Origin of the sequence: Pseudoalteromonas aliena (assembly GCF_038155085.1) — a bacterium.
GTDB lineage: Bacteria > Pseudomonadota > Gammaproteobacteria > Enterobacterales > Alteromonadaceae > Pseudoalteromonas > Pseudoalteromonas aliena_A.
In genome coordinates, this window is sequence record NZ_JBAKAU010000003.1 from 213480 (window position 1) to 237273 (window position 23794).

General features: G+C 39.4%; 28 protein-coding genes. 16 read left to right on the forward strand and 12 right to left on the reverse strand.

Translation table 11 applies throughout. The features are described 5' to 3' along the window. Positions 1-85: 85 nt before the first annotated feature. Positions 86-592, forward strand: coding sequence for an energy transducer TonB (locus V6260_RS05235; RefSeq protein ID WP_341593001.1), 507 nt, complete (start codon positions 86-88; stop codon positions 590-592). 38 nt (positions 593-630) lie between these two features. Here the strand turns inward: V6260_RS05235 and V6260_RS05240 are convergent, their stop codons facing one another. The 4 genes from V6260_RS05240 to V6260_RS05255 form a co-directional block, all read right to left on the reverse strand. Next, positions 631-858 (reverse strand): EF-hand domain-containing protein, encoded by a 228-nt coding sequence (locus V6260_RS05240; RefSeq protein ID WP_341593002.1) that lies wholly within the window; start codon positions 856-858, stop codon positions 631-633. Between the two features lie 9 nt (positions 859-867). Next, positions 868-1104, reverse strand: coding sequence for an EF-hand domain-containing protein (locus tag V6260_RS05245; RefSeq protein WP_341593003.1), 237 nt, complete (start codon positions 1102-1104; stop codon positions 868-870). A gap of 185 nt (positions 1105-1289) precedes the next feature. After that, positions 1290-1517 (reverse strand): hypothetical protein, encoded by a 228-nt coding sequence (locus V6260_RS05250; protein ID WP_341593004.1) that lies wholly within the window; start codon positions 1515-1517, stop codon positions 1290-1292. Positions 1518-1541: 24 nt separating this feature from the next. Then, positions 1542-1775: an EF-hand domain-containing protein gene (locus V6260_RS05255; protein ID WP_341593005.1), complete on the reverse strand. Its 234-nt coding sequence runs from the start codon at positions 1773-1775 to the stop codon at positions 1542-1544. 329 nt (positions 1776-2104) lie between these two features. On the opposite strand from V6260_RS05255, the gene V6260_RS05260 reads away from it, so the two are divergent. Genes V6260_RS05260 through V6260_RS05280 form a run of 5 tightly spaced genes read left to right on the forward strand, consistent with a single transcriptional unit; the run spans position 2105 to position 7145 of the window. After that, positions 2105-3562 (forward strand): HAMP domain-containing sensor histidine kinase, encoded by a 1458-nt coding sequence (locus V6260_RS05260; RefSeq protein ID WP_341593006.1) that lies wholly within the window; start codon positions 2105-2107, stop codon positions 3560-3562. A gap of 1 nt (position 3563) precedes the next feature. After that, complete coding sequence (locus tag V6260_RS05265; RefSeq protein ID WP_341593007.1) at positions 3564-4109, forward strand: hypothetical protein; 546 nt, start codon at positions 3564-3566, stop codon at positions 4107-4109. Between the two features lie 2 nt (positions 4110-4111). Then, a complete protein-coding gene (locus V6260_RS05270; protein ID WP_341593008.1) occupies positions 4112-5461 on the forward strand; it encodes a sigma 54-interacting transcriptional regulator in 1350 nt (449 codons plus the stop codon). A gap of 8 nt (positions 5462-5469) precedes the next feature. Beyond that, entirely contained in the window at positions 5470-5970 is a 501-nt protein-coding gene (locus tag V6260_RS05275) for a DUF1543 domain-containing protein (RefSeq protein WP_341593009.1), read from the forward strand. A 23-nt stretch (positions 5971-5993) separates the two neighbouring features. Continuing rightward, a complete protein-coding gene (locus V6260_RS05280; protein ID WP_341593010.1) occupies positions 5994-7145 on the forward strand; it encodes a murein transglycosylase domain-containing protein in 1152 nt (383 codons plus the stop codon). Between the two features lie 32 nt (positions 7146-7177). Here the strand turns inward: V6260_RS05280 and V6260_RS05285 are convergent, their stop codons facing one another. Further along, positions 7178-7396, reverse strand: coding sequence for a hypothetical protein (locus V6260_RS05285; RefSeq protein ID WP_341593011.1), 219 nt, complete (start codon positions 7394-7396; stop codon positions 7178-7180). Positions 7397-7528: 132 nt separating this feature from the next. On the opposite strand from V6260_RS05285, the gene V6260_RS05290 reads away from it, so the two are divergent. Beyond that, a complete protein-coding gene (locus tag V6260_RS05290; RefSeq protein ID WP_341593012.1) occupies positions 7529-8782 on the forward strand; it encodes a multifunctional CCA addition/repair protein in 1254 nt (417 codons plus the stop codon). Between the two features lie 2 nt (positions 8783-8784). Here V6260_RS05290 and V6260_RS05295 read toward each other — a convergent pair whose 3' ends face one another. The 3 genes from V6260_RS05295 to pdsR form a co-directional block, all read right to left on the reverse strand. Then, positions 8785-8949 carry a hypothetical protein gene (locus V6260_RS05295; RefSeq protein ID WP_341593013.1) on the reverse strand — a complete coding sequence of 55 codons (165 nt, stop codon included), beginning with the start codon at positions 8947-8949 and terminating at the stop codon, positions 8785-8787. A 269-nt stretch (positions 8950-9218) separates the two neighbouring features. Then, positions 9219-11357 carry a proteobacterial dedicated sortase system histidine kinase gene (gene pdsS / locus V6260_RS05300; protein ID WP_341593014.1) on the reverse strand — a complete coding sequence of 713 codons (2139 nt, stop codon included), beginning with the start codon at positions 11355-11357 and terminating at the stop codon, positions 9219-9221. Continuing rightward, positions 11357-12046 (reverse strand): proteobacterial dedicated sortase system response regulator, encoded by a 690-nt coding sequence (gene pdsR, locus V6260_RS05305; protein WP_341593015.1) that lies wholly within the window; start codon positions 12044-12046, stop codon positions 11357-11359. Before pdsR ends, pdsS begins: the two co-directional genes overlap by 1 nt. Positions 12047-12250: 204 nt before the next feature. Here pdsR and pdsO point away from each other — a divergent pair, with 204 nt between their 5' ends. Genes pdsO through V6260_RS05320 form a run of 3 tightly spaced genes read left to right on the forward strand, consistent with a single transcriptional unit; the run spans position 12251 to position 15622 of the window. Beyond that, entirely contained in the window at positions 12251-12982 is a 732-nt protein-coding gene (gene pdsO / locus V6260_RS05310; protein ID WP_341593016.1) for a sortase-associated OmpA-like protein PdsO, read from the forward strand. A gap of 36 nt (positions 12983-13018) precedes the next feature. After that, positions 13019-15016, forward strand: a complete 1998-nt coding sequence (locus V6260_RS05315; protein ID WP_341593017.1) for a marine proteobacterial sortase target protein — start codon at positions 13019-13021, stop codon at positions 15014-15016. Next, positions 15017-15622: a class GN sortase gene (locus tag V6260_RS05320; RefSeq protein WP_341593018.1), complete on the forward strand. Its 606-nt coding sequence runs from the start codon at positions 15017-15019 to the stop codon at positions 15620-15622. On the opposite strand, the gene V6260_RS05325 is transcribed toward V6260_RS05320, so the two are convergent. Next, complete coding sequence (locus V6260_RS05325; RefSeq protein WP_341593019.1) at positions 15517-16476, reverse strand: DMT family transporter; 960 nt, start codon at positions 16474-16476, stop codon at positions 15517-15519. The genes V6260_RS05320 and V6260_RS05325 overlap by 106 nt on opposite strands. Positions 16477-16595: 119 nt before the next feature. Here V6260_RS05325 and proB point away from each other — a divergent pair, with 119 nt between their 5' ends. The 4 genes from proB (at position 16596) to V6260_RS05345 (ending at position 20182) form a co-directional block, all read left to right on the forward strand. Next, positions 16596-17699, forward strand: a complete 1104-nt coding sequence (gene proB, locus V6260_RS05330; protein ID WP_341593076.1) for a glutamate 5-kinase — start codon at positions 16596-16598, stop codon at positions 17697-17699. A 132-nt stretch (positions 17700-17831) separates the two neighbouring features. Next, positions 17832-18191 carry a glutaredoxin family protein gene (locus V6260_RS05335; RefSeq protein WP_341593020.1) on the forward strand — a complete coding sequence of 120 codons (360 nt, stop codon included), beginning with the start codon at positions 17832-17834 and terminating at the stop codon, positions 18189-18191. Between the two features lie 38 nt (positions 18192-18229). Beyond that, positions 18230-19714, forward strand: a complete 1485-nt coding sequence (gltX, locus tag V6260_RS05340; protein WP_341593021.1) for a glutamate--tRNA ligase — start codon at positions 18230-18232, stop codon at positions 19712-19714. A 168-nt stretch (positions 19715-19882) separates the two neighbouring features. Beyond that, on the forward strand, positions 19883-20182 hold the full coding sequence (locus V6260_RS05345; RefSeq protein WP_149615116.1) for a 2OG-Fe(II) oxygenase: 300 nt from the start codon (positions 19883-19885) through the stop codon (positions 20180-20182). Between the two features lie 13 nt (positions 20183-20195). On the opposite strand, the gene V6260_RS05350 is transcribed toward V6260_RS05345, so the two are convergent. The 3 genes from V6260_RS05350 to V6260_RS05360 form a co-directional block, all read right to left on the reverse strand. Then, a complete protein-coding gene (locus V6260_RS05350; protein WP_341593022.1) occupies positions 20196-20591 on the reverse strand; it encodes a hypothetical protein in 396 nt (131 codons plus the stop codon). A 184-nt stretch (positions 20592-20775) separates the two neighbouring features. After that, a complete protein-coding gene (locus tag V6260_RS05355) occupies positions 20776-20889 on the reverse strand; it encodes a hypothetical protein (protein WP_341593023.1) in 114 nt (37 codons plus the stop codon). Further along, the gene (locus V6260_RS05360) at positions 20843-21337 is read right to left on the reverse strand and encodes a CPBP family glutamic-type intramembrane protease (protein ID WP_341593078.1); all 495 of its coding nucleotides are present in this window, start codon (positions 21335-21337) and stop codon (positions 20843-20845) included. The genes V6260_RS05355 and V6260_RS05360 overlap by 47 nt, the downstream gene beginning before the upstream one ends. Before the next feature lie 324 nt (positions 21338-21661). Between V6260_RS05360 and V6260_RS05365 the strand changes: the two genes are divergently transcribed. Further along, complete coding sequence (locus V6260_RS05365) at positions 21662-22363, forward strand: DUF3581 domain-containing protein (protein WP_341593024.1); 702 nt, start codon at positions 21662-21664, stop codon at positions 22361-22363. 175 nt (positions 22364-22538) lie between these two features. Beyond that, positions 22539-23786, forward strand: a complete 1248-nt coding sequence (locus V6260_RS05370) for a DEAD/DEAH box helicase (RefSeq protein ID WP_341593025.1) — start codon at positions 22539-22541, stop codon at positions 23784-23786. Positions 23787-23794 lie beyond the last annotated feature (8 nt).

Below are 23794 nucleotides of genomic sequence, written 5' to 3' on the forward strand. Positions count from 1 at the left end.
TTTCTCTATATTATCTGTTTACAAAATAGGTAATTTATGTGATTGTTTAGTACGCTAAATAATCAATAAAGCATAAGGAAACGCTATGAAAGCTCTCTATTTATTACTCCCATTAATTTCATTACTTGCGGCATGTGGGGTAACATCTACGACAGAGAAAACTGTTGAAAAAATAGATTATATAGATTTATCAAGTGTTGAGCTGCGCGATAGAGTGAAAGACTATTGGAATATTTCCACAAGAACAGAACCGCTATATCCTATAGCTGCTGCAAGAAAAAATTTAGCAGGTTGTGTAGAGCTCGTGACTATCATTAATTCTGAGGGTAAGGCGCAAGGATATAAAGTGCTCTCTTCATATCCTAAAGGGTTATTTGATAAAGCCGCAGCTCAATCTTTAAATACATGGGCTTGGCTTCCTACAGCCGTAAATACAACTAAGCAACCCGTTCTTACTCATATTAGAATGGATTTTACTCTCGACTCGAAACCTGTAGGTAAAAAATATTTAAAAAATTGTCCAGCTGGTGAAGCATTTTTAGTTACTGGAGAAAAGTCTATTGTATCTACTGAAATAAGAAAAATTCAATAAAGTAGTATGGCTAGGTGTTTTCTCATCTAGCTAGAAAACTACTTACTTGCATACGTGCTGTATTCGCTAAGTGAAAGGCAGCTGTCTTTGTCTTGATCGTAGCTTGAAAACCGGGACCATAAAGCAGGATCTACAGCGGTTTCTGAACGAGATAAAAAACCATCTTTGTTTCTATCTAGCTTTTCAAATTGCTTTGCAATGTCGTTGCTTGCGGCAAAGCTAGAAATACTAAACGCCAGCAGCGTTAAATAGCTAATACTTTTCATACAAATCACTTAGTAAAGGTTATTGGTTAGATAATTTTTAAATTCGACTAACGAAATTTGGTTATCTTGATTTTTATCCCACATCACAAACGTGCTCAAAAGTTGCGGTTGGGGTTCAAGTTCATCTTGGGTTAGGTAGCCACTTTTATTGCTATCAAGATGATCAAAGCGTTGCTTTACATCAAGTGCTGCGGCATTGAAGCTAAAGATCAAAAGTAGGCTTGATGCAAATGTAAGTATCTTCATGGTGTTCCTTCCAAAAGATGTATTTAAAATTCATGACTAAAATAAAGTGAAAAGGAAAAGCACTTGCCGTAATTTAACTCCCAACATTAAATCCGTTTACACACTCCCTCAGGGATTATGGCAAATGCTTTTAATTCAACTCTACCTGTAACGAGCTTAAGCAAAGCTTAATTAACTAAAGCTGGTTATGGCTTAAAACTCTCAAACTCCTTCTTTGAAATTTTTTCGTCACCGTCTTCATCTAAATCGGCAAACTGTCTCACTACTTGTTTATCTTGTTTTGCTTCAATAAGTGTTATTTGTCCGTCCATGTCCTTATCTAAATGGGCAAAACGCACGTTTGTTGGTGATGCAATTACAGTGGCACTAATTGTTAAAAACATTAATGAAAAAGCGGCTATAAGTTGTTTCATAATCACGTTCCTTATTAGATGAGTTTATTGAATAAATTTTTTGAATTCATTTAGCGACAATTGCCCATCTTGATTAGTATCAATTTGAGAGAAATTCTCATGTAAAACAGCATCTTCACCTGCTTCAGCTTCACTTAATGTACCGTTACCGTCTTTATCAAGTTCGTTAAAAGTTGCGTGAACGTCCATAGCCTGTGCCTTAGTGCCTAAAAAGCCTAAAGTCAGTAATGATGAAATTATTAAAATGCGTTTGTTCATAATTATTTCCTTATTGATTGAAGTTATTGTTCCTATTACAAAAATAGTGCCAATAGTAATTGTTGTTATTTTTCAACTGGTTATTTTTTCTAGGTTAAGCGAGTAAGAAATTTTTACGGAGTTTATTGTAATTTTTGTGCGCCTTTTGCAACACTATTTAGTGAGGTTGAAGAGAGAACTTTAAAATCAATAGGTTAAGCTGTCTCTATTTGGCGACACATTGTTTTATAGCACTGGCTTTTAATCGTATTAAATATAATTGCTGGTTCAGCTAGTGTATAAGGTAAGCACTTAATAATAGAGCGCTTAACTTAAAAGGACTAAATGAAATGCCAGCAACCATAGCTAAAAAATACCAAGCAATGCTTAACTGGCGGCCTAATTTAATTGGGCAATTTGCAATGAGTATGCTGCTTTCGCTACTTCCGCTTTCTATAGTGGTAATCGTATTTTTAAATGCACTTAATAAACAATTAGCGGTTACTCAAAGTATTGTGAGTAACAACTACCAAGTTACCAAATCCTTTAATACTTTAAAGCAAGAACTCAACAGCCTTGAGCGCGCCACTAGGCAAAACTGGGTATTAAAAAGTGAATCGCTTGATAAGCTCATTGTCGATAAATGGCAATCATCCCTACAAAGTATTGATGAACTCAAATTTGTAAACACAAATAAAGAGTATATTCACCAATGGCAACGCTTATATTCCACCTTACAAACCGCGCATGTAAAACTCGTTGAGCAAAAACAACAACAAGCTGAGCTATTTGTGCCAGTGAGCGATTTAGTTGCTGAGCTTACTTTATGGTTACGTGATAAAAACGAAGCGCAAATTACCAATAACCAAAATGAACTTACAAGCCTGCAAGCATCATTTATAAACTGGCTAGTGGCACTTATTCCACTGACTTTAATTGTTGGGGGAGGTTTTTTATGGCGCATAAGTGGACGACTAAAAGGGTTAACTACGGTTATTGATAAGCTAGGGCAGGGGCATTGGCAGCAAAAAATATCCGTGAAAGGTTCAGCTGAGCTTGTTGAGCTAGGAGAAAAACTCCAATGGGTACAAGAGCAACTTCATATGCTTGAGCAGCAGAAAGACACTTTTTTACGCCATGTAACTCATGAGCTAAAAACGCCGCTTGCGTCAATGGTTGAAGGCACTGACTTATTAACTGATGAAATAGTAGGCCCAATTACAGCAGAGCAAAAAGCGGTGCTTGAGCTCATTAGCCAATCTATGGTGCGCCTTCGTACAATGATTGACAGTTTGCTGAGTTATAATGCGATTCGCACTAGTAAAGACAGCTTAAGCGAAGTTGAATTTAGTCTTCTTATTAATAAAATTAATAGCCATTTTGAGCATCGCTTAAGTGCGCGTCAACAAGTTCTGCAGTGGCAAAATACCGTACCTAATAAGCCGCTTGCTTTACCTAGTGAGCTTATTGAGATGATTTTAATTCAGCTTATTTCAAATGGCTTAAAATTTTCAGAGGACAAGCAAAGCGTTACTATTAATTTAGCGCTTGAGGAAAACCAGTTTTGTATCGTTGTGCTTGATAAAGGGTGCGGTATTAAAGATCAAGAAAAAACTCAAATTTTCAGCGCATTTTATCAAGGTAAAAACAGTAAAAATGTTACGCTGCAAGGCAGTGGACTAGGTTTAACTATTGTAAAAGAGTCTGTTGAACAGCTAAGAGGTACACTTAGTGTTGAGCATAACGAGCCACATGGTTGCCGATTTTCAATTAAAATTCCCATAACAAAAAATCTAGGAGTTAATTAACATGTGCTTGCGTTTAATCGCTATTTTATGTGTGCTCAGTAGCAGCATGATTATATCAGGCTGTGAAATTAATAATGGGCAAGAAGAGCGTGTGTCAATTACACCTGCATCTGTGGTTGATACAAAAAAAACGAACGACAAAAACAGTAACCCTAGTCCAAAACCTAGACCCAAAATTGAACCAAGCTATCCTCCTGCAGAGCAAGTTATTGCATGGCACGCTAATCAGTGTGGCGGATTTAAATTGGTACCTAGCAAAGATGTTTTTACAGGCGAAAACGAACTTAAACGCTTTTTTAAATTCATGTGCTTAAACATAAATGATGATCCAAATACGGTAATGACTAAGTTACTAAAACTCGATCTTGCTTACTTTTGGCCTGATGACATAAAGCAATATTTATGGCTTCAAAAGCAGCAAGTGACTATGCAAATAAATGCTAAAAAAGAGCAGCAAGCACTTAATAATAAAATGCAAGAAACCCTCTCATCGTTAGCAACGATTGAGCAGCAACTTTTACTACGAGAAGAAACGAAGGAGCAGTAACGATGGCAGCAACTAAAGTACAAGGTGCAAAAGTATTACTCGTAGACGACGACGCTAGCTTATTAAAACTGCTCGCAATTCGTATTGAATCAAAAGGATATGAAGTAACAACCTGCGAAAGCGGCTTAGCCGCACTACAAATACTTAAAAGCCAAGTGTTTGACGCGGTAATAACCGACTTACGTATGGATGAAATGGATGGCATGGCATTGCATCGTCAGCTGCAAAGCCGCTATCCTGCATTACCTGTCATTATGATGACGGCGCACGGCTCAATTCCTGATGCGGTAGAGGCGACTAAACAGGGCATTTTTGCATTTATAACTAAACCTGTAGATAAAGATGAGCTATTTGACAGCCTTGCTAAAGCAATTGAAATTCACGGTGTTAACGCTGATGAAGCTGCACCTAAAAGTAATATAGTTACGCGCAGTGGCGCAATGCTGCACTTGTTAGAGCAAGTAAAACTACTTGGGCCAACGCAAGTTAATGTATTGATTTCGGGAGCTAGTGGTACAGGTAAAGAGTTACTCGCACAGGCGATTCATCAACATAGTCATGTAAGCGGTGGCCCTTTTGTTGCTATTAACTGTGGCGCTGTACCGGGTGAACTTTTAGAATCCGAATTATTTGGCCATAAGAAAGGCTCGTTTACAGGCGCAATTAAAGATCACCAAGGGTTGTTTCAACAAGCTGAGGGTGGCACGTTATTTTTAGATGAAATAGGCGATATGCCACTTAATTTACAAGTTAAGCTATTGCGCGTATTACAAGAAAAAACGATTCGTCCGGTGGGTTTTCAAGAAGAAATAGCAATAGATGTACGTATTGTATCGGCAACACATAAAAATCTACCCGAAGCTATTTTAAATCAGCAGTTCAGAGAAGATTTATACTATCGCTTAAACGTCGTTAATTTAAAATTACCGCCACTGTGTGAGCGCCGCGAAGATATAAGCTTATTAGCACAACATTTTAGTGCAAGCATTGCTAAGCGGATGAACCAAACTGAAAAACACTTTGCAAGCGATGCTATGCATGCACTAGTACGTTACGATTGGCCGGGTAATATCCGCCAATTACAAAACGTAGTAGAGCAGGTTGTAGCATTAACACCTAGCGATGTTATTTCAGAGCACTTAGTGTTAGCTGCGCTAAATAGCAATGAAACAAACGTAGAACCATTATCACTAAACGACGCTAAAAAAGAGTTTGAGCGCGACTATGTTATTAACACTTTAAAAATGGCAGGCGGTAACGTAGCCGAAGGTGCTAAGCTTGCCAAGCGTAACCGCTCAGATTTTTATAAGTTGATCAAAAAGCATAATATTGATGTTGATAATTTAGGTTAAGGAAAAGCATGCAGTTATTTATGGTGTACTTAGGTGGTCGAATTCAAGGCTGCCACATTGAAATGCACGATATCCGCTTTGTAGTAGGGGAGAATATTGAGCAAACCTACTCAAAGTTAAAAAGCCAATGGGTGGGCGATAAAAGCAGTGTTCATATGGATAGCTACATGGCAATTAATCATATTGATGGGTTTAAAGTAGAAGTGGTTGATAGCTATGTGGAGCAAAATAAGCAACTCTATTTTGTAAACCTAGGGGCTTATAGAAGTGACTCTATGGCTGAGCAACACGACTTTGCACTTTATGTTGCAAGCAGTAGCAATGAGGCCAAGCAACGCGCTAAAAATGATTTACTCGCAGGCCTTAGCCATATTCATAAAGACGATCTGCACGACGTGGACGATTGTTTCGCAATTGACTTACTCGATAGCCCCTATAAAATAAAGTTAACTAAAAGTGAAAAAAACCAACAAATAAAACCAGATTGGTTTGGTTATCACATTTTATAATTTGTTTCATTTAGGGAAAATGCGTGAAAAAATATGGGCTATGCAGCTTAATTGTACTATTGAGTGGGTGTGAATCAGTATCTCACTTAGCACCAGTAAAAGATTTAAATATACTCGTCCATCAAATTAAAAATAATCCCACCGATGTTGTAACGATCAAAAAGCAAGTTGAAAAAACGCATTACTCAATCAAGCAGCAAGTTGGAAGCGTGGGTCAGTTATTAGCAACTTTAGAAAGTATAGTAAGTAAGAAGTGGGGGGCACAAAATACGCAACAACCCACGCGAAGAAAATACGTAAAATACAGCAATAATTATCAAGCTAGAGCCATAATTGATTTTGATAGCAGCACTGTTCAGGTTGAAACAATAGCGACTAATAATACAGAAGTGCTATTAAACCAAGCAATTGTTACCACGCTATTAACCTCGAGCGACCCAGGTAAAACTGATATTTTTACAAGTGAAGATCCGATTTTAGAAGGCGAACCTTTTTTATATCAGCAAGTATTAGACGAAGATGGGCTACCCATTAAATATCAGTGGCGAGCAAATCGATTTGCTCGTTATTTAATTGATAATAAAAAGCAGACTAACTATAGCAATGGCCATCAAGTTACTTCGGTTACTTTTGAGCTAGTAGAGCAAAATGCCCATCTACGAAAGCAAAAATATAGTGAGTATGTGTTGGCTGCATCAAAAAAATATCAAATATCAGCATCACTCATATACGGCATTATTGAGACCGAAAGTCATTTTAATCCCTATGCAGTAAGCTCTTCAAATGCGTATGGTTTAATGCAAATTATTCCTGCAACGGCGGGTAAAGACGTATATGAAAGAATTAAAAAAGTGCCAGGGCAACCGAGCAAAGAAGTGCTTTTCAAACCAGAAAATAATATTGATATAGGGAGTGCTTATTTAAGTATTTTACAAAATAATTACTTGTATAAGATTAATGCCGATCAAAATCAGCACTATGCAATGATCTCATCATATAATGGTGGTGCAGGTAATGTGTTTAAAATATTTAATGAAGATAAGGATATTGCCTTTTCGCAAATAAATCAGCTGACTGCTAGTCAGTTTTATTACATATTAACAACTAAACACTCCAGAGAAGAGACTCGACGTTACCTAGAAAAAGTAACAATTGCAGAAAAAACATATCAATAATTAATAAGAGAATAACGAAAAGTAGCTATTAACTATTTTTCGTTATCATCACGTTCGCTTTTCGCTGCCATCTTAAACGCTACAATAACCAATCCAAACATAGCAAACGGCAGTGCTGCCAACATGTATTCAACCATATTACTGTCTTGAAAATTTGCTTGTAGTAAAAAGTGACCCGCTATACACATTAAAATAACCACTAATAAAATGGGCAGTAACATGAGTTCTTTTTTTGATGAATGGTTTTTCATTGAATACGAGGCTGTAGCTAAAAATAATGCGCCATTGTAATGAGCTTACTTAAGCTTGGCAAACACCGCAGAGTTTTTTAATTAATGTTATGATTAGCGTCAAACAATTGGGCAAGTGTTATTGGGAATAAAGTGAAAAGTAACTTAAAACAAGTTTACCTCGTTGGGGGTGCAGTGCGCGACAAACTGCTAAATATAAAATCAAAAGATAACGACTATGTAGTGATTGGTGAAACACCAGGCACAATGGAGTCACTTGGTTTTGTACCAATAGGTAGCGACTTTCCGGTTTACTTGCACCCAAAAACAAAAGAAGAATATGCACTAGGGCGTACAGAGCGTAAAAGTGGCAAAGGCTATACTGGCTTTGTGGTTGATGCCAGCCCAACCGTTACGCTCGAAGAAGATTTAGCAAGGCGCGATTTAACTATAAATTCAATGGCGCTTGATAAAAACGGCGATATTATTGACCCGTTTAACGGCCAAGCTGACTTACAAAATAAAATCCTGCGCCACACCACTGAGGCATTTGTAGAAGATCCTGTTCGAGTACTGCGTATTGCCCGTTTTTTAGCGCGCTATGGCAGCCAGTGGAGTATTCACCCAAGTACGTATGCATTGATGCGCGAGCTTAAAAATAAAGGTGAGCTAAATCATTTAGTAGCTGAGCGCGTGTGGCTTGAAACCGAAAAAGCACTGGGTGAAAAGCACCCTGAGCTTTATTTTGAAGCATTGCAAGGTTTGGGGGTTTTTCCAGAGCTTGAGCGTATGGCTAATGTACCGCAACCAGCAAACCATCATCCAGAAGGGGATGTATTTGTACATACTATGCTGGTACTTAGACGTGCAGCTGATTTAAATTTTAACTTAGAAACTCGTTTTGCAGCCCTGACTCATGACTTTGGTAAAGCACTTAGTTTTAAAAAGTATGGAAATTTACGTGGGCACGAACGCGAAGGTGTTGCAGTTATAGAGGCGTTTTGTGAGCGCTTAAAAGTGCCTAACCGTTTTCGTGATATTGGTGTACTCACTAGTGATAATCACACCCTTTGCCATACAGTTGATCAACTAAGGCCGCAAACCATTCACAAGCTAATAGTGACTAACTTAAATGCGTTGGTACATCCGAATCGTTTTATAGCGTTTACTCAAGCGTGCCAATGCGATGCACAAGGGCGTGGTGAAACACTTGTTGATAAGCCATATCCGCAAGCCGCTAAGCTGCGAGCAATCCATGCTGAGCTGCAAAAAATGGATAAAAAGCAGGTAGTGCAAAATGCACTTAAAAATGGCAAAAAAGGCCCTGAAATAGGCGAAGAAGTAAAACTTGCAGAAATAAACTGCATTAAAGCATTTTTAGAACACGAGAAGTCTCATTTGTTATAACGTTAAACCAAGTAGTGCGATACGCCTTGGTTTTTAGTCGTGTCGTGCTTTCTTAGCTCTTTGTAGTTAGTACTTTTAGGTTTTACACTCTCTGATTCAGTCTTTTTAGACGACCTATATAAATCAAAAATAAAGTCTAGTTCTTCACGCTCTAGTGATGGCTTCATGGGTATTCCTCAAATGCAATACTTTAATATGATATTAGGGTATGGCTGTTTGACTGAATAAAAAGTGAATAGTTACATTTGAAGTTGCACTAAATTGTAATCGGCAGGTTTTGAGGGACGAGTAGAATATAGTTGTTAATTTATATAGGGTTAAGGTAAATAAAAAATAAATTAGTTTAACAAAGAATATACGGCTGAATTTAATTTATTACGTAATTACTATTTGCATATAATACTGTGGCTATAAATATAATGGTACAAATATAGCCCTAACTGTTAGCTAACGGCAGTGTTACGGTAAATACGACACCATCGGCTTGTTCGTTGTTTTTCGCTGCTACATTGCCTTTATGGTAATCGCATACCAACCTTACAATATAAAGTCCTAACCCCAAGTGTGGCTGTTGCTGCATTTGCTGGCTACGTACCGACACCATAGAATCAAAAATATGCTCAGTTAATCCTTCGGGTAAAGTGGGACCTGTGTTACTGACTGTTAATGTTGCTTTATTTTCGCTCTGTTTGAGGCTTACATTAATAGCCGTATTGGCTTCACTAAACTCCATCGCGTTATTAATTAGCTTATCAAGTAGCTGAGCTATAAACTCCGGCGCACCTTGCATAGGTAGTTTGCTTTGGCATACATCAAGCGAAAATAATTGGTTTGGGTAAGTAAGCTGATAGCCTTGCATACAACCATTTATTACTTTTTGTAAATCAAAAGGCTCAGGCTCGTTGCTTTGAATACTTTGTTCAAGGCGGGTGGCTTCGCTCATAGTAGTTATTATTTTACCTAAGCGTTCAACACCTTCACTAGCGCGATCGAGGTATTTTTGACTCAGCTCGTTTTGTGGCAAGCTTTGCAAGTTCTCAAGCGATGAACGCACTACGGCAACAGGTGTACGCAGCTCGTGTGATAATCGCGACGACATATTCTCTAAGTAATCGGTATAGCCACCAAGTCGACTAACAATGTTTGAAAAACTACGAGACAGATCGCCAATTTCATCGTTAGCGTCGCTGTAATTAATACTGCCGGTAACACGTCCTTGTGAGTCAATTGCTTGCTCAGCTGTATCGCGCAGTCGTCTAATACGGCTCGATATACGCGAGGCAAAAAAGAATAGCGTGACAGTACCAATTAGCATCACGGCTAAAATAACATTGAATAGTTTTTCGAGCGATTTATTACGCAGCGTACGTACGCCGTTAGTGGTTTCCTCTGCTATTACCGCACCAATTACTTGGTCTTGAATCCAAATAGGGTAAGCGGCCGATAAAATAACGGCTTTGCTGTCGGGGGTTAAGCGCCATGACGATGCAGGTTGTCCTTTTAATGCTTTCGCTAAATGTGTGCCCTGCATAGAGGCTACATCGTGCAGGGTATCTAAAAACTCATTTTCGGGGCGTGTTAATATTTTATAATAAATTGGGTGTAAGTAATTTTGCTCAAAGCGCTGCCACCAAGTTTTAGGTGCTTGGTTAGCAAGCCCGTCAGCCCATACGCCATCTGCATTTTGAATAGTACCCGATTGTGCAAGTACACGATGATGGTTATCAACCACCCAAATGCGGCTACCACTGTGACCCATGCCTTTTAAAATACGGCTAATTTCTGGGGAAGGGACTAATACTGAGCCCAAATCGTTCGGGTTATTTAAGTTTGAGGTCGACATTATTTTAGGCTCTAACAATGCCTCTTTACTATCTATGTCAACAATGGCAAAGCCAAGTTTGTTGCCCAGCATGTTAATAGGAAAGCGCAGCTCTACGTTATAACCTGATTTGGTACTTTCAAAATAGCCCTGAATTTTCGTAAATGGGGCTTTAGTATTTGCATCAAACGCATTAACCCAGCCATCTTGGCGCGGCGCAATAATGTAAGTATTAAACTGGCCGTCAGGCGTTTTTAGACCAATTTGTAAATAATCGTTATTGGTAATGCTCAAGCTATTTTTAGCGCGATAAATAAGGGTATTGTCGGTTACTTCAAATACGGCATATAAGTAGTTATCAAATTTTCCCACCATGTGATCAAACGATAAGTCACTGGCTTGATGTTTGTTATCTGTTTTTCGTAAGTAGCGCTTGTCGTAATGCCAAAATAGCGGTTGGTAGCTGTCCCAATCGTTAAGTTTACCGTCTAATTGAATAGGGTTTTTAAGGTTATAAGCGTATAAATCGCGGCCTTTTACTACTTGGTCTAAAAAATTAGTTTGCTCGTCAAATAATGCAGGTCGCTCATGTAATGCAGTTGCAAGTGCGCGAGTGGTGCCTACGAGGGTTTTTTCTTGGCCTTGGCGTAAAAACTTTTCCATTTCCCATACGTACTCGTAGCCAAGCCACGGTAGCAAAAACAAAAAACATGAAAGTAATATAAATTTACTGCGCAGACCAAATCGTAGCATTAGTGTTGTTCCCACCTGTAGCCCATGCCATACACGGTATCTATGCAATCAAAGGTACTATCGAGTGCTATAAATTTTTTACGAATACGTTTCACGTGTGAGGTAATAGTGCTGTCGTCTACATAAATTTTTGCATCGCTCATTAAGTCGTTACGGCTTTTAACATGCCCTGGTCGCTGGGCGAGTGAATGCAGCATCCAAAATTCAGTTACGGTTAAATCAACTAATTGTTGCTGCCAAAATACCTGCATACGTTGCGTATCGAGTGTTAACTGCCCACGTGTTATGAGGGCGTTTGCATCAGCAGGTTGTTCAAGTGCTTCCATTCGGCGAAATAGCGCACCAATACGTGCAGCTAAGTGAGCCAAGCTTATGTCTTTTGTTAGATAGTCGTCGGCGCCCATGCGCAGGCCGCATACAGTATCTATTTCGCTATCGCGAGCGGTTAAAAAAATAATAGGCAGTGCTTTAGAAAGTGATCGCAATGTTTGGCACAGTAAAAAACCACCATCTATTTCATGGCCTAGGCCAATGTCAACAATGGCTAAATCGGGCAGGGCATTTTTAAACTCAGCTTCTGCGCTGGCGCGATCTGCAAAGCCCCTTACTTGATAGCCCTGTAAGCTCAGCATTTCTATGTAGTTTTCGCGGATTGCGGGTTCATCTTCAATGATGGCTATTTTTTTCATCTTAATCATTATCCTATCGTCTCTGCTGTGCACTATAACGAAATTTTTAAGTTAAGTACGCTTAAAAAGGCAATTGCCATTTTTTTGCCACAATTGCTCAGCAGTTTGCCATTTTTGCTCCCCTTTGTTGCCACTTGAGCTTGTTTTAATACACCCATCAAAACAAAACATCATAAATTAAAAAGTAATTTAAAGGATCACATCATGAAAAAGACATTAATCGCGTTAACCCTTGTAGCTGGCTTTTGTACTCCAGCAATTGCCTCAACATCTAACACGCCATCAAAAGAAACCCATAAAGAAACGGCTATTGGGCTAGGAGCTGGCGCTATTATTGGCGGCGTAGTAGGCGGGCCAATAGGTGCATTTATTGGGGCATTTGCTGGCGGTTTAATAGGTGATTCAAAAGTAGCTGATAACAAAATTGCAGAGCAAGAGCGTGCAATTACGGTTATGAAAGAAAAAACCAGCGATTACCAACACGTGCTTAACCACAACAATATGTTAGAGCAACAGCTAGAAGTACTTGCTAATCAAAATGAGCAGTTAACTCAAGTTCAAATTAATAACTTACTAGCCATGACTGTGCAATTTAAAACAGGTTCAAGTGTTATTGCTCCGCATTTTGCATCGCAGTTAGACCAACTCGTTACATTATTAAACAACCAACCACAACTCGCACTTGATTTAAGTGGCTTTGCCGATCAACGCGGCGATGAGCAAGCTAACCTTTTACTTTCTAAAGCGCGTGTAAATGCCGTGCAAAGCTATTTAATAAAACACGGCGTGAGCCATAAACGCTTAAGCACGCAGGCATTTGGCGAGCAGCAAACATTGGCTAATAGCAACACGGTGGAAGATAACTTTTTTGATAGACGTGTAACGCTTACCACTCGCTCAATGAACCCAACAAATGGCCAAACGGCGAGTAACTAAAACTAGTTAAAACAAAGCGTTCGATGGAGTGATTTTATGTTGAGTAAACCAACCAAAATGCTTACTAAAGTAAGCATTTTTATATTCATAGTGATTGTGCTGTTAGCAAGCTTTAAAAGCCATGCGCAATCACCCAAGTTAGAACTTTTTGATAGCAATGGTGCGCCAGCAGGACCAGCAATAATATTAAAAAGCGACGCCAATATGACCTTAACCGGCCTAATTAATCATGTTGTAGTAACGCAAACCTATCAAAACGAAAACCCGTTTGCGGTTAATGCGCGCTACGTTTTTCCATTGCCTGATGAAAGCGCCGTGCACGCCATGACAATGCGTATAGGTGAGCGAGTCATTAAAGGCCAAATTGATAAAAAAGTGGAAGCCGAAAAAAAGTACGAGGAGGCTAAAAAAGCAGGTAAGCAAGCGACCCTTGTACGCCAGCAACGCGCCAATATGTTTATTACTAATGTGGCAAATATTGGCCCTGGTGAGCAAGTGATTATTGAGCTTGAGTATCAAGAAATAATTGATTACAGCAGCGGTACATTCGCTATTAGGTTTCCTACTACCATTACACCGCGTTATCACGCGATTAGTGGTGAGGTTAATACTCAAAATAAAGCGCATGTAAATCCGCTCCCAACGGGATGGTTAAGTCCTGTTTACAGTATTAAAAGCAGTACTCAAAATGATAGCGTACTAAGCAGCCAATTTAGCTTAAATATTGATATAGATGTCGGCTTAGAACTGGTGGATATCAATTCTAAATTTCATAATGTTGATGTACAAAACACTGCGTTTGGGCAATATAAAATAGCATTAAATGAAGCAAATGCAGTTAATCGCGACTTTGTACTTGAGTTTAAACCGCTGCAAAAAGAGCAAGCTCAAGCTGCATTTTTTACTCAGCAGTTTGAAAATGGTGACCGATACGGGCTTGCTATGCTAATGCCACCGGGGGATCACTTTACAGAAACTCAGCGCTTACCTCGCGAAATGGTATTTGTAGTTGATACGTCAGGCTCTATGCACGGGCAATCTATGGAGCAAGCTAAAAAAGCGTTGTTTTATGCGCTGTCATTACTTGATAGCGACGACAGCTTTAACATTATTGGTTTTGACAACTTAGTAACTCCAATGAGCGATAAACCACTTATAGCCAGTGACTTTAATTTACGCCGTGCAGAGCGATTTATTTATAGCCTAGAGGCCGACGGCGGCACAGAAATACAAGGTGCGCTTAATGCTGTACTTGATGGTAGCGAGTTTGATGGTTTTGTGCGCCAAGTTGTATTTTTAACTGATGGTAGCGTAAGTAATGAAGATGCATTGTTTAAAAATATTCAAAGTAAGTTAGGCGATAGCCGCTTATTTACGGTAGGTATTGGCAGCGCACCGAATAGCTTTTTTATGCGCCGAGCGGCAGATGTCGGCAAAGGCTCATTTACGTTTATAGGCAGCACAAGTGAGGTGCAACCTAAAATGCAGCAATTGTTTGATAAGCTTGCGCATCCGGCTATTACTAATTTGGCGCTAAGCGATGAAAGCGGTAACAGTTTTGATTTTTGGCCATCACCACTACCTGATTTATATTTTGGCGAGCCTATTATGGTCGCTATAAAACTTAATAATGCTAAAAATGTGGTACTTACTGGGCAAACAGCACAAGGGCCTTTAAGTATTAAATTAAGTATACAAAATAGCTCAAGCGCTCAAGGTATAGCAAAATTGTGGGCGCGCCAAAAAATCAAGTCATTACTTTTATATAACGAGCAAAGTACAGTTAAAGATGAAGTACAAGAGCTTGCGCTTACTCATCAATTACTTAGTCCGTTTACTGCATTTATAGCGATTGAACAAACTCAAATAAAAGAGGTGGCAGAGAAAACGGCGCAAGCTACTAATGCAGTTCCACAAGGTATGGCAATACGTTTACCGCAAACCGATGGGCAAAGCAGGCCGCAGATAGTATTAGGCTGTATTTTATTATTGGGATTTGGTGCTCTTAAATTTAAACTCAGAGCGAATCCTTAAATGAGAAAGTGGCTAAGCGCGGGCTTACTAATCGCTGGGCTTGGATTATTTGGTCACGGCGCTTATATGCAGGCAAAAGCGTGGCTTGCTCAAGTATTAATTGAACAAGCATGGCAAGAGGCGCTTAAATCACCCAGCACTAAAGTAAAGCCGTGGTATTACGCCGACAGCTACGTGACTGCAAAGCTTGATTGGCCAAGCCATAATAAAACATTAAGTGTATTGGCTGGCGCCAGTGGTCGTAATTTAGCGTTTGCGCCTAGCCAATTTTTACCCGCAGGGGAGCTTGGCGGAAAAGAATTTGGAAACGAAAAAGGCGCGCTAATAGCAGGGCATAACGACACCCACTTTGCATTTTTACAAAACGCAAAAGTGGGAGAGGCGTTTACTTTGCAACTGCAAAGTGGGGTGATACAAAATTATAAGGTAACGGGGATTGAGATTATTCATCAATCCCAAAACACATTTTTACAAACCCCCGGGCTGTATTTGCTTACCTGTTATCCTTTTGATTCGCTTGCCTCGGGTACTGATTTAAGATTACTTGTATCTGCGCAAATGTCTTCACCCGATTCGCTAAGTGGTATATCAACCACAAGTTCTTGATGCCGCTGGCTTACCATTACACCAATAAATACCACAAATATGCTCAGCCATTGCCAAACGTTGAGCACTTCTCCCAAAATAATAGCTGACAAAATAAGTGTAAAAATAGGAATTAAATTAGAATAAGCAGCAGCGGTTAATACCGATACCTTGCTAATTGCGTAGTTATACATGCCATACCCGCCAAGAGTTACACACGAACCTAAATACAAAATGCTCATGAGTGCAGTTAAGTCGTGTTGGTTTTCGCTTGGTAGGTCGATAAAAAATAAAAATGGCGCAAAAAACAAGCTGCCGCTAATACCTTGCAACGCAATTAAAGTCAGGGGCGAGTAGCGATTAGCCAAATGTTTAATACTTACGGTATAAAATGCAGCGCACACCATCGCCATAAGCTCTAAAAAGTTACCTAGCAACGGATTAGGTGCTTGGTCGGTACTTGGTGAAAGAAGCGTAAGTAAAATACTGCCGCCAATACACAGCGTAAAACCAACAACAATAGCTTTGCTTATATGCTCTTTAAGTAATAAAAAGGCAAGTAGCGCAATAATAATAGGTAAGCACGACACAATAACCCCAGCCTGCGAGGCTGATGTGTATTCCATTGCATGGCCTTCAAATAAAAAGTATAAGCAAGGCTCAGCAAGCGACATACCCACTAAATACTTCCAGTCACCTTTTAAATACTCAAACCGAATAACATAGCGCCATAAACAAAGCGACAAAACTAACGTGGTGAGCATGCGTAAAAATATCACCAATGCAGGGTCGTAAATAGCAATGGCGTATTTGAGCGCAATAAAAGAGCTGCCCCATAAAAAGGTGGCAATAATTAAACATAAACTGGCAGGCATAAAGAGTAATTTACTTAATTTAATAAAATCAGATCCTAGCATGAAAATTTTTAACTTGTTCAAAAATACCGAGCTGGTATAAATTAATTAATCTTTAATCAATGATTAGTAAAAAGCACATGCAAAGGGAGCAGGTAATAGTTGTAAAGCTTGGTACAAGCGTACTTACAGGCGGCACCGATAAACTAGATAAAGCACATATGGTTGAATTAGTACGCCAATGCTGCGAGCTTAAAAAACAAGGTCACCAGGTTATTTTAGTATCGAGCGGTGCAGTTGCTGCTGGGCGTGAACAACTATTAAAACCCTGTGGCAAAAGCTTAATTGATAAACAAATGCTTGCTGCAATTGGGCAAGGTCAACTTATTCATATTTGGCAGAGCTTGTTTGCTTTATACGGTGTAAATGTAGGGCAAATGCTGCTAACTCGCGCTGATGTAGACGACAGAGAGCGCTACCTTAATGCCCGCGATACACTCAATGCGTTATTAAATTACGACGTTGTGCCTATTATTAACGAAAACGACGCAGTCGCTACCAGCGAAATAAAAGTAGGCGACAACGATAATTTATCGGCACTTGTCGCTATTTTGGCTAATGCTAATAAGTTACTGCTACTTACCGATCAAGAAGGGTTGTTTACCAGCGATCCACGCACTAATGCCAATGCCACCCTCATTGGCGAAGTTACACATATAAATGATGAGCTGCGCCAACTTGCTGGTGGCAGTGGCACAAATTTAGGCACCGGTGGTATGGCAACTAAACTACAAGCAGCCGACATTGCAAGGCGCGCAGGTGTTGAAGTTATTATTGCTAAAGGCGCAGGCAAACACGTTATTTTAAAATGCATGAGTGACGAATTACCAGGTACGCGTTTTTTAAAACTTACCGCTCCAAAAGATGGCCGTAAAAAATGGCTACTAGCTGGGCCTAAAAGTACCGGCCAAATTGTTATAGATGCAGGTGCTATTACAGCGCTGCAAAGTAGAGGTGCAAGCTTACTCGCTAAAGGCGTTACTAATGCATTTGGACGTTTTGAAAGAGGCGATTTAATTGATTTAATAGATACTAATAATCAAGTGATTGCACGTGGTTTAACGCGCTTTAGTCGTACCGAGGTTAATAAAATAAAGGGTGCGCATTCTAGCCAAATAGGGCAGTTACTCGATTACGATAGTGGCGCAGAAGTACTTCATAGGGATAATATGGTATTGCTATAGCAGTACTTTGAATAAATTATTAGAAACAGATTTTAAATTATCTGAGTATAATTCTCGAATTATTCCACTTTTTTGATTGTAAATTTGTGCTAAAATCTGGCTCCTTAAATTGTTGTAAACAGAGCGCAGAACATGAAATTAGTTCGTTGGTTTTTAGGTTGTATAATCTTATTCTTTAATTTTGTATTTACTCCTCGCAGTAAAAAGCGTGCAAGCGACGAGCAAGCACAGCTTGATCAGCAAACCTCACAATTTAAACTGTATCAATTTAACGCATGCCCGTTTTGTGTAAAAGTACGTCGCGCTATTAAACGCGAAGGCCTGAATATAGAAACGCGTGATGCCAAAGGTAATGAGCAATATCGTCAAGAGTTACTAGAGCAAGGCGGCAAAGTTAAAGTGCCTTGCCTGCGTATAGAGCAAAATGGCCAAGTACAATGGATGTATGAATCAAACGATATTATTGCTTACTTAAACAAAGTAGCTGCATAAACCACTTTACTATCTCACTTATTTAAAGAGAATCTACCATGACAATTCGCACCCGTGTTGCCCCGTCGCCAACTGGTGACCCGCATCTTGGCACCGCTTATATCGCCTTATTTAACTACTGTTTTGCTAAACAACAAGGCGGTGAATTTGTACTTCGTATAGAAGATACAGACCAAGTACGTAGCACGCCAGAGTCTGAACTTGCGATTATGGATAGCCTACGCTGGTTAGGGCTTGAGTGGGATCATGGTCCTGATGTGGGTGGCGAGTTTGGTCCTTACCGTCAATCTGAGCGTAGCGATTTATACAAAAAATACGCGCACCAGTTAGTTGACGATGGTAAAGCGTTTTACTGCTTTGCAACAAGCGAAGAGCTTGAACAAATGCGTGAAGAGCAAATGGCAGAAGGCCTGCGCCCTAAATACGACGGTCGTGGTTTAAACCATACAGATGAAGAAATTAAAGCAAACTTAGCGGCAGGCAAACCTTACGTTATACGAATGAAAATTCCAAGCGAAGGCACATTTAAGTTTAACGACTACCTACGAGATGAAATTGAGATCCCGTGGGAAAACGTAGACATGCAAGTGCTTTTAAAAGCGGATGGTTTCCCAACGTACTTTTTAGCGAACGTAGTTGACGACCACCATATGCAAATTAGCCATATTTTCCGTGGCGAAGAGTGGATTAATTCAGCGCCTAAGCTATTAAAGCTTTATGAAGATTTTGGTTGGGAAGCACCAGTACTTGGTCACTTACCATTACTACGTAACCCAGATAAATCAAAGCTATCTAAGCGTAAAAACCCAACGTCTATTAACTACTATAAAGAAATGGGCTACCTGCCAGAAGCCGTGCTTAACTACTTAGGCCGTATGGGTTGGTCAATGCCAGATGAGCGTGAAAAGTTCACGTTAAACGAGATGATTGAAAACTTTGACATGAAGCGTGTATCGCTTGGTGGTCCAGTATTCGACGTAGATAAATTAAGCTGGTTAAACGGCATGTGGATCCGTGAAAATCTAACCGACGAGCAGTTAATTCAGCGCTTTGTAGATTGGAAGTTTAATGGTGAAATGTTAGCTAAAGTATTACCTGAGGCTAAAACGCGTATTAATACCCTTTCGGATATGGTTGAGCTTGCTGGGCATTTTGTAGGTGGTATTCCAACTTACGATCCTGCGCTATTAACAGCCGGTAAAGCAGACGAAAACGTAATACGCCAAGCTCTACAATTTTTTGTATGGCAGCTTGAAGGCTTGCGTAGCTTTGATAAGCCCGCTATTTTTGCAATAGCAAAAGAAGTGGCTACATTCCACGAGCTTAAAATTAAAGACTTTTTAGAGCCAATATTTGTCGCAATTACTGGCAAAACATCAAGTACGTCAGTGCTTGATGCAATGGAAATATTGGGGTCTGACCTATCACGTGCTCGTTTACGTGTAGCACTTGCTCATTTAGGTATTTCTAAAAAGCAGGCTAAAAATATAGAGCGTGCGTACCGCGAATACCCAAGTGCATAATTGCTAAACAATGTACTTTTAAAAGCCGAGCTTATTAGGTTGTAAATAAGCTCGGCTTTTTTGTTTCAGGCTGTTTGGCTATATGCCATCGCGTATTGATATTGTTTAGTTCAAGCATTGGCGCTTTAGCAAATGCTAAAATGCGCCATTTAAACAAAAGGAGGCAGTATGATCGCAACAGTTAAAAACAAAGCTATTTTCAGCAGTAATACATTTTCGATAAACCTTGTTACTTACCCAACTAATCACAGTGTAATGAATCATATTGACCCTGTGCAGCAAGGTCGCTATTACAAGCTCAATTTTGTACTAGTAAAGCCTAAAACTGGCGGGGTATTTAAATGCTCCAAATGCATTATAAATTTATTTAATCGCGTGTATTTGTTCAGACCCGATAAGTACGAACACAGCGTATCTAAAATCGAGTCTGGAAAGCGTGTGCTGCTTAGCTTTGCGCTTAATATATAATTTGCACCTTTACTTATTGATAGTCGTAAGCTTGTCCGGTGCATAAAATAGACAAATCGCAATATGATACAGACGTTTCACTACAGGAATTAATAGTAAAAGCATTTCCGCCTCTGCGCATAGCATCAGCTTTAAGTAAATCAATCGCGTTTGATTTAGAGCGATTGTAACTTACATTATTGTTACCCATACCGTCGCCATCACAGCTTTCACCTTCTATTCGCCCTAAAAGTGTTGCGCCACTTTCGTGTGCTTCTTGGTCGCTATAAAATTGCTGTAAACCTCTTTTATTAACGTAAGTGCCAATTTCTTGAGATAAAACGCCGTTGTCTATATCTGTATGATAAGTCATTCCTGAACAACCCGTTATTGTGGCGAGCACTGTTGTTGCCATTATAAAACGTAGCATATTTTTTAGTCCTTTAATTTATTATTTAAAGTAGTAAATTACTAACAAAATCAAATGCTGACAATGTTTGCTAACGGGTAAATTGTTAGCATTTGTAAATGTATTTAGATTTTACTGAGTATAGGGTAAGTAAACAAAAAGAAGTGACAAACATTAACTAGCCAATGGCATGTAATAGCAGACTTTAAGCGTTGCGTTTTATAAAAATATAGCCATGTCCTAAGCCTGTAATAAATGAAACTAATACATAGTTAAATCCTCCAGCAAAATGTGTCAAAGCAAACACTGCAGCTGTCATTATCAGAGTTGGTAGTGCTAAACGAGATTTGGCTAAGTTTGGTTTGTAATAAACCTCTAAACAAAGCCTCCTCAGCTACACAGGTAAATAAAAGATTAATAGCAATAAAGGCTAACCAAAAGTTGGGCACTTTTGGGTTAAAGCTTACAAGTCCAAGCATTAAAGCTATAGTGAGCGAAGCTAAAACCGTAGCAATAATTATAAAAATAGGCTGTTTAACGTTTAATCGACTTACTTTATTAGAGTCTGCTTTTAAGGCTTTTTTATTCGAATAAAAGTAAGCACAAAGAAATAACCCCGCCATCGCTTTATCAAAATTTGCATAAAAGGTAAAAGCAATCGCATCGCTTGTAATACGCTCATCTATAACAATAGGGAGGTTATTAAAACCAGGCACCCAATGAAGTGCTAATGCAAGTGAGAAAGTTATAAAAACAGTACTTAACATAGCGCGTATTATTGCCCGCTTTGCATTTAGCACACAGTAGTATAAAACAACGTAAAGCCCGATGCTGAGCAGAGCATATAAATTTATATAACCTTGAAAATACGCACTTATAACACTTTAAACTATCAAGTAGCGCGAAAGGGTTGTCGTATTATCGATATTTTGTAGTACGAAAAACACATAAAATTTATAGCGCTACTAAATAAAAGTCCTTGTTTTTATTGCTATGTTTTATTAAGCCATTAATCTAACAGATTCGACCTCTCAATATTTTTTTTCTGGTAGTATAGCTAGGTTATAAGCAGTTTAAGCAGTGAACACACTATGTTAAGTCCTTTTTTTCAGCAGCACGCTGATTATGTTTCTATCTCTCGTGAGCAGGGTTGTCGATTCGCTAAATGCGTTGCTGATGATTTTAATCCACTTCATGACAAAGATGCCAAAAAGTTTTGCGCGCCAGGAGACTTACTTTTTTCATTGGTACTAGAGCGCTACGGTATTAGTGAACAAATGGAGTTTACTTTTGCCGGTATGGTTGATGAAAACACCAAACTACATTTCCCTGAGGGAGCTGAGGAGTTTGATGTAACCAATGGCGAAAAAGTAATTTTAAAGGTAAAGCGCAGCGGTAAAACCAGCCAATGCCCAGCACTAACTAATAGTCTAATAAAAAATTATGTTGAGTTTTCTGGTACTACCTTTCCGCATGTAATTATCCCATTAATGGGTAAGCAAGAGGTAATGATAAACCCTGCTCGTCCGATGATAATTTACGAATCAATGCTTATTAATCTTGATAACCTTGATATAACTGCGCCAATACTTGAATTTGCAGAGCCTAGTTTTGAGTACACTGGTAAGCGCGGAAAAATTACACTACGTTTTAACCTGTTAGAAAACGGCGTTAAAGTGGGCAGTGGTGAAAAGCACATGGTGGTTTCGGGTATTCGCGAATACTGCCAAGCAACCGTTGACGATTTAATCGCGTTTTACAACGAACGTAAAGCAACACTAAAGCCAACTTAAAGCTACAGAAAATTATAAAAGGCGCTAAATACAAAGGTTATTTAGCGCCTTTTTTATCGTTTTAGCGTAAAGCGAAAGAGAGCAATCACGATAAAATACTTTTCTGGGCTGGTTAATTTACGCAGTACAGTAATATGCGTACAATAGCGCTCTTTGTTATTTTAAAGCTAAGCCTATGTCTGCCAATACGTTCACATCACTTAATCTCGACCCGTTATTATTAACAGCGATTGAGCAAAATAATTACACTCAGCCTACCGCAATTCAGATTAAAACTATTCCGCCTATTTTAGCTGGAAGTGATGTAATGGGCAGCGCGCAAACAGGTACGGGCAAAACCGCCGCCTTTGTTTTACCTCTATTACATAAGCTTTTAAATACCCCTAAAAAAGATGAGCAAGGCCTTGCCCGCGTTGTAATTTTAACGCCAACACGAGAGCTTGCTCAGCAAGTATTTGCCAGCTTTGAAAAGTATGCACAAGGCACTAACATCAATGGTGCTTTAGCCTATGGTGGCGCAAGTATTGGCCCTCAAATTAAAGCACTTAAAACAGCACAAGTCATAGTGGCAACACCGGGACGTTTGCTTGATCATATAGTTAAAGGCAGCGTGATACTTTCAAGCGTAGACTCTTTAGTGTTTGACGAAGCCGACCGCATGCTTGATATGGGTTTTATTGATGAAATTAAACGTATATTGCGACACATCCCGGGCGATCGCCAAACTTTACTATTTTCAGCTACGTTTGATGACAGCGTGTTTGAACTTAGTAAAAAACTACTTAAAAACCCAGAGCTAATTGAGGTTGATAAACGTAACTCAGCTGCGGTTGAAGTAGAACAAGTTATTTACGCTGTTGATGAAGACCGTAAGCGCGAACTTGTATCGCATATGATTGGCATGAAAAACTGGCGCCAAGTGCTTATTTTTACTCGCACAAAACAAATGGCTGATCAGCTCGCTAAAGAAATGTGTAAAGACGGTTTAAAAACCGAATCAATCCATGGCGACAAATCGCAAGGCGCACGCGACCGTGCATTGCAAAACTTTAAAGAAGGTATTACGCGCGTACTTGTTGCAACCGATGTCGCTGCGCGTGGTTTAGATATTTCTACACTTCGATACGTAATTAACTTTGAACTACCGTACATTGCCGAGGATTACGTGCACCGTATTGGCCGTACAGGTCGTGCTGGTGAACAAGGACTTGCTATGTCGCTGGTAAGTCTTGATGAGCAATGGCTGCTAGAAGAAATTGAAGTGTTACTCGATACGCGTTTAACGCCGCAGTGGTTAGAAGGTTACGAGCCAGATCCTAATAAAAAGCCAAAAGATAATCGTAAAAATACTAACAAGTCGCGAAAAGAGCGTGATAAAAAACGCATTACTGGTAAAAGAGAGCCAAGTAGACGTCGTAAATAATAGCTTTT

Excerpts from the sequence above, each read along its gene's own strand:
- V6260_RS05275 (WP_341593009.1), top strand. The coding sequence starts at position 5,470 with ATGCAGTTATTTATGGTGTACTTAGGTGGTCGAATTCAAGGCTGCCAC.
- V6260_RS05345 (WP_149615116.1), top strand. The coding sequence starts at position 19,883 with ATGATCGCAACAGTTAAAAACAAAGCTATTTTCAGCAGTAATACATTT.
- V6260_RS05235 (WP_341593001.1), top strand. The coding sequence starts at position 86 with ATGAAAGCTCTCTATTTATTACTCCCATTAATTTCATTACTTGCGGCA.
- V6260_RS05360 (WP_341593078.1), bottom strand. The coding sequence starts at position 21,337 with ATGTTAAGTACTGTTTTTATAACTTTCTCACTTGCATTAGCACTTCAT.
- V6260_RS05270 (WP_341593008.1), top strand. The coding sequence starts at position 4,112 with ATGGCAGCAACTAAAGTACAAGGTGCAAAAGTATTACTCGTAGACGAC.
- V6260_RS05260 (WP_341593006.1), top strand. The coding sequence starts at position 2,105 with ATGCCAGCAACCATAGCTAAAAAATACCAAGCAATGCTTAACTGGCGG.
- pdsO (WP_341593016.1), top strand. The coding sequence starts at position 12,251 with ATGAAAAAGACATTAATCGCGTTAACCCTTGTAGCTGGCTTTTGTACT.
- proB (WP_341593076.1), top strand. The coding sequence starts at position 16,596 with ATGCAAAGGGAGCAGGTAATAGTTGTAAAGCTTGGTACAAGCGTACTT.
- pdsS (WP_341593014.1), bottom strand. The coding sequence starts at position 11,357 with ATGCTACGATTTGGTCTGCGCAGTAAATTTATATTACTTTCATGTTTT.
- V6260_RS05240 (WP_341593002.1), bottom strand. The coding sequence starts at position 858 with ATGAAAAGTATTAGCTATTTAACGCTGCTGGCGTTTAGTATTTCTAGC.
- V6260_RS05250 (WP_341593004.1), bottom strand. The coding sequence starts at position 1,517 with ATGAAACAACTTATAGCCGCTTTTTCATTAATGTTTTTAACAATTAGT.
- V6260_RS05245 (WP_341593003.1), bottom strand. The coding sequence starts at position 1,104 with ATGAAGATACTTACATTTGCATCAAGCCTACTTTTGATCTTTAGCTTC.
- V6260_RS05285 (WP_341593011.1), bottom strand. The coding sequence starts at position 7,396 with ATGAAAAACCATTCATCAAAAAAAGAACTCATGTTACTGCCCATTTTA.
- V6260_RS05355 (WP_341593023.1), bottom strand. The coding sequence starts at position 20,889 with ATGACAGCTGCAGTGTTTGCTTTGACACATTTTGCTGGAGGATTTAAC.
- V6260_RS05295 (WP_341593013.1), bottom strand. The coding sequence starts at position 8,949 with ATGAAGCCATCACTAGAGCGTGAAGAACTAGACTTTATTTTTGATTTA.
- V6260_RS05335 (WP_341593020.1), top strand. The coding sequence starts at position 17,832 with ATGAAATTAGTTCGTTGGTTTTTAGGTTGTATAATCTTATTCTTTAAT.
- gltX (WP_341593021.1), top strand. The coding sequence starts at position 18,230 with ATGACAATTCGCACCCGTGTTGCCCCGTCGCCAACTGGTGACCCGCAT.
- V6260_RS05315 (WP_341593017.1), top strand. The coding sequence starts at position 13,019 with ATGTTGAGTAAACCAACCAAAATGCTTACTAAAGTAAGCATTTTTATA.
- V6260_RS05325 (WP_341593019.1), bottom strand. The coding sequence starts at position 16,476 with ATGCCTGCCAGTTTATGTTTAATTATTGCCACCTTTTTATGGGGCAGC.
- V6260_RS05255 (WP_341593005.1), bottom strand. The coding sequence starts at position 1,775 with ATGAACAAACGCATTTTAATAATTTCATCATTACTGACTTTAGGCTTT.
- V6260_RS05320 (WP_341593018.1), top strand. The coding sequence starts at position 15,017 with ATGAGAAAGTGGCTAAGCGCGGGCTTACTAATCGCTGGGCTTGGATTA.
- pdsR (WP_341593015.1), bottom strand. The coding sequence starts at position 12,046 with ATGAAAAAAATAGCCATCATTGAAGATGAACCCGCAATCCGCGAAAAC.
- V6260_RS05265 (WP_341593007.1), top strand. The coding sequence starts at position 3,564 with ATGTGCTTGCGTTTAATCGCTATTTTATGTGTGCTCAGTAGCAGCATG.
- V6260_RS05365 (WP_341593024.1), top strand. The coding sequence starts at position 21,662 with ATGTTAAGTCCTTTTTTTCAGCAGCACGCTGATTATGTTTCTATCTCT.
- V6260_RS05350 (WP_341593022.1), bottom strand. The coding sequence starts at position 20,591 with ATGCTACGTTTTATAATGGCAACAACAGTGCTCGCCACAATAACGGGT.
- V6260_RS05370 (WP_341593025.1), top strand. The coding sequence starts at position 22,539 with ATGTCTGCCAATACGTTCACATCACTTAATCTCGACCCGTTATTATTA.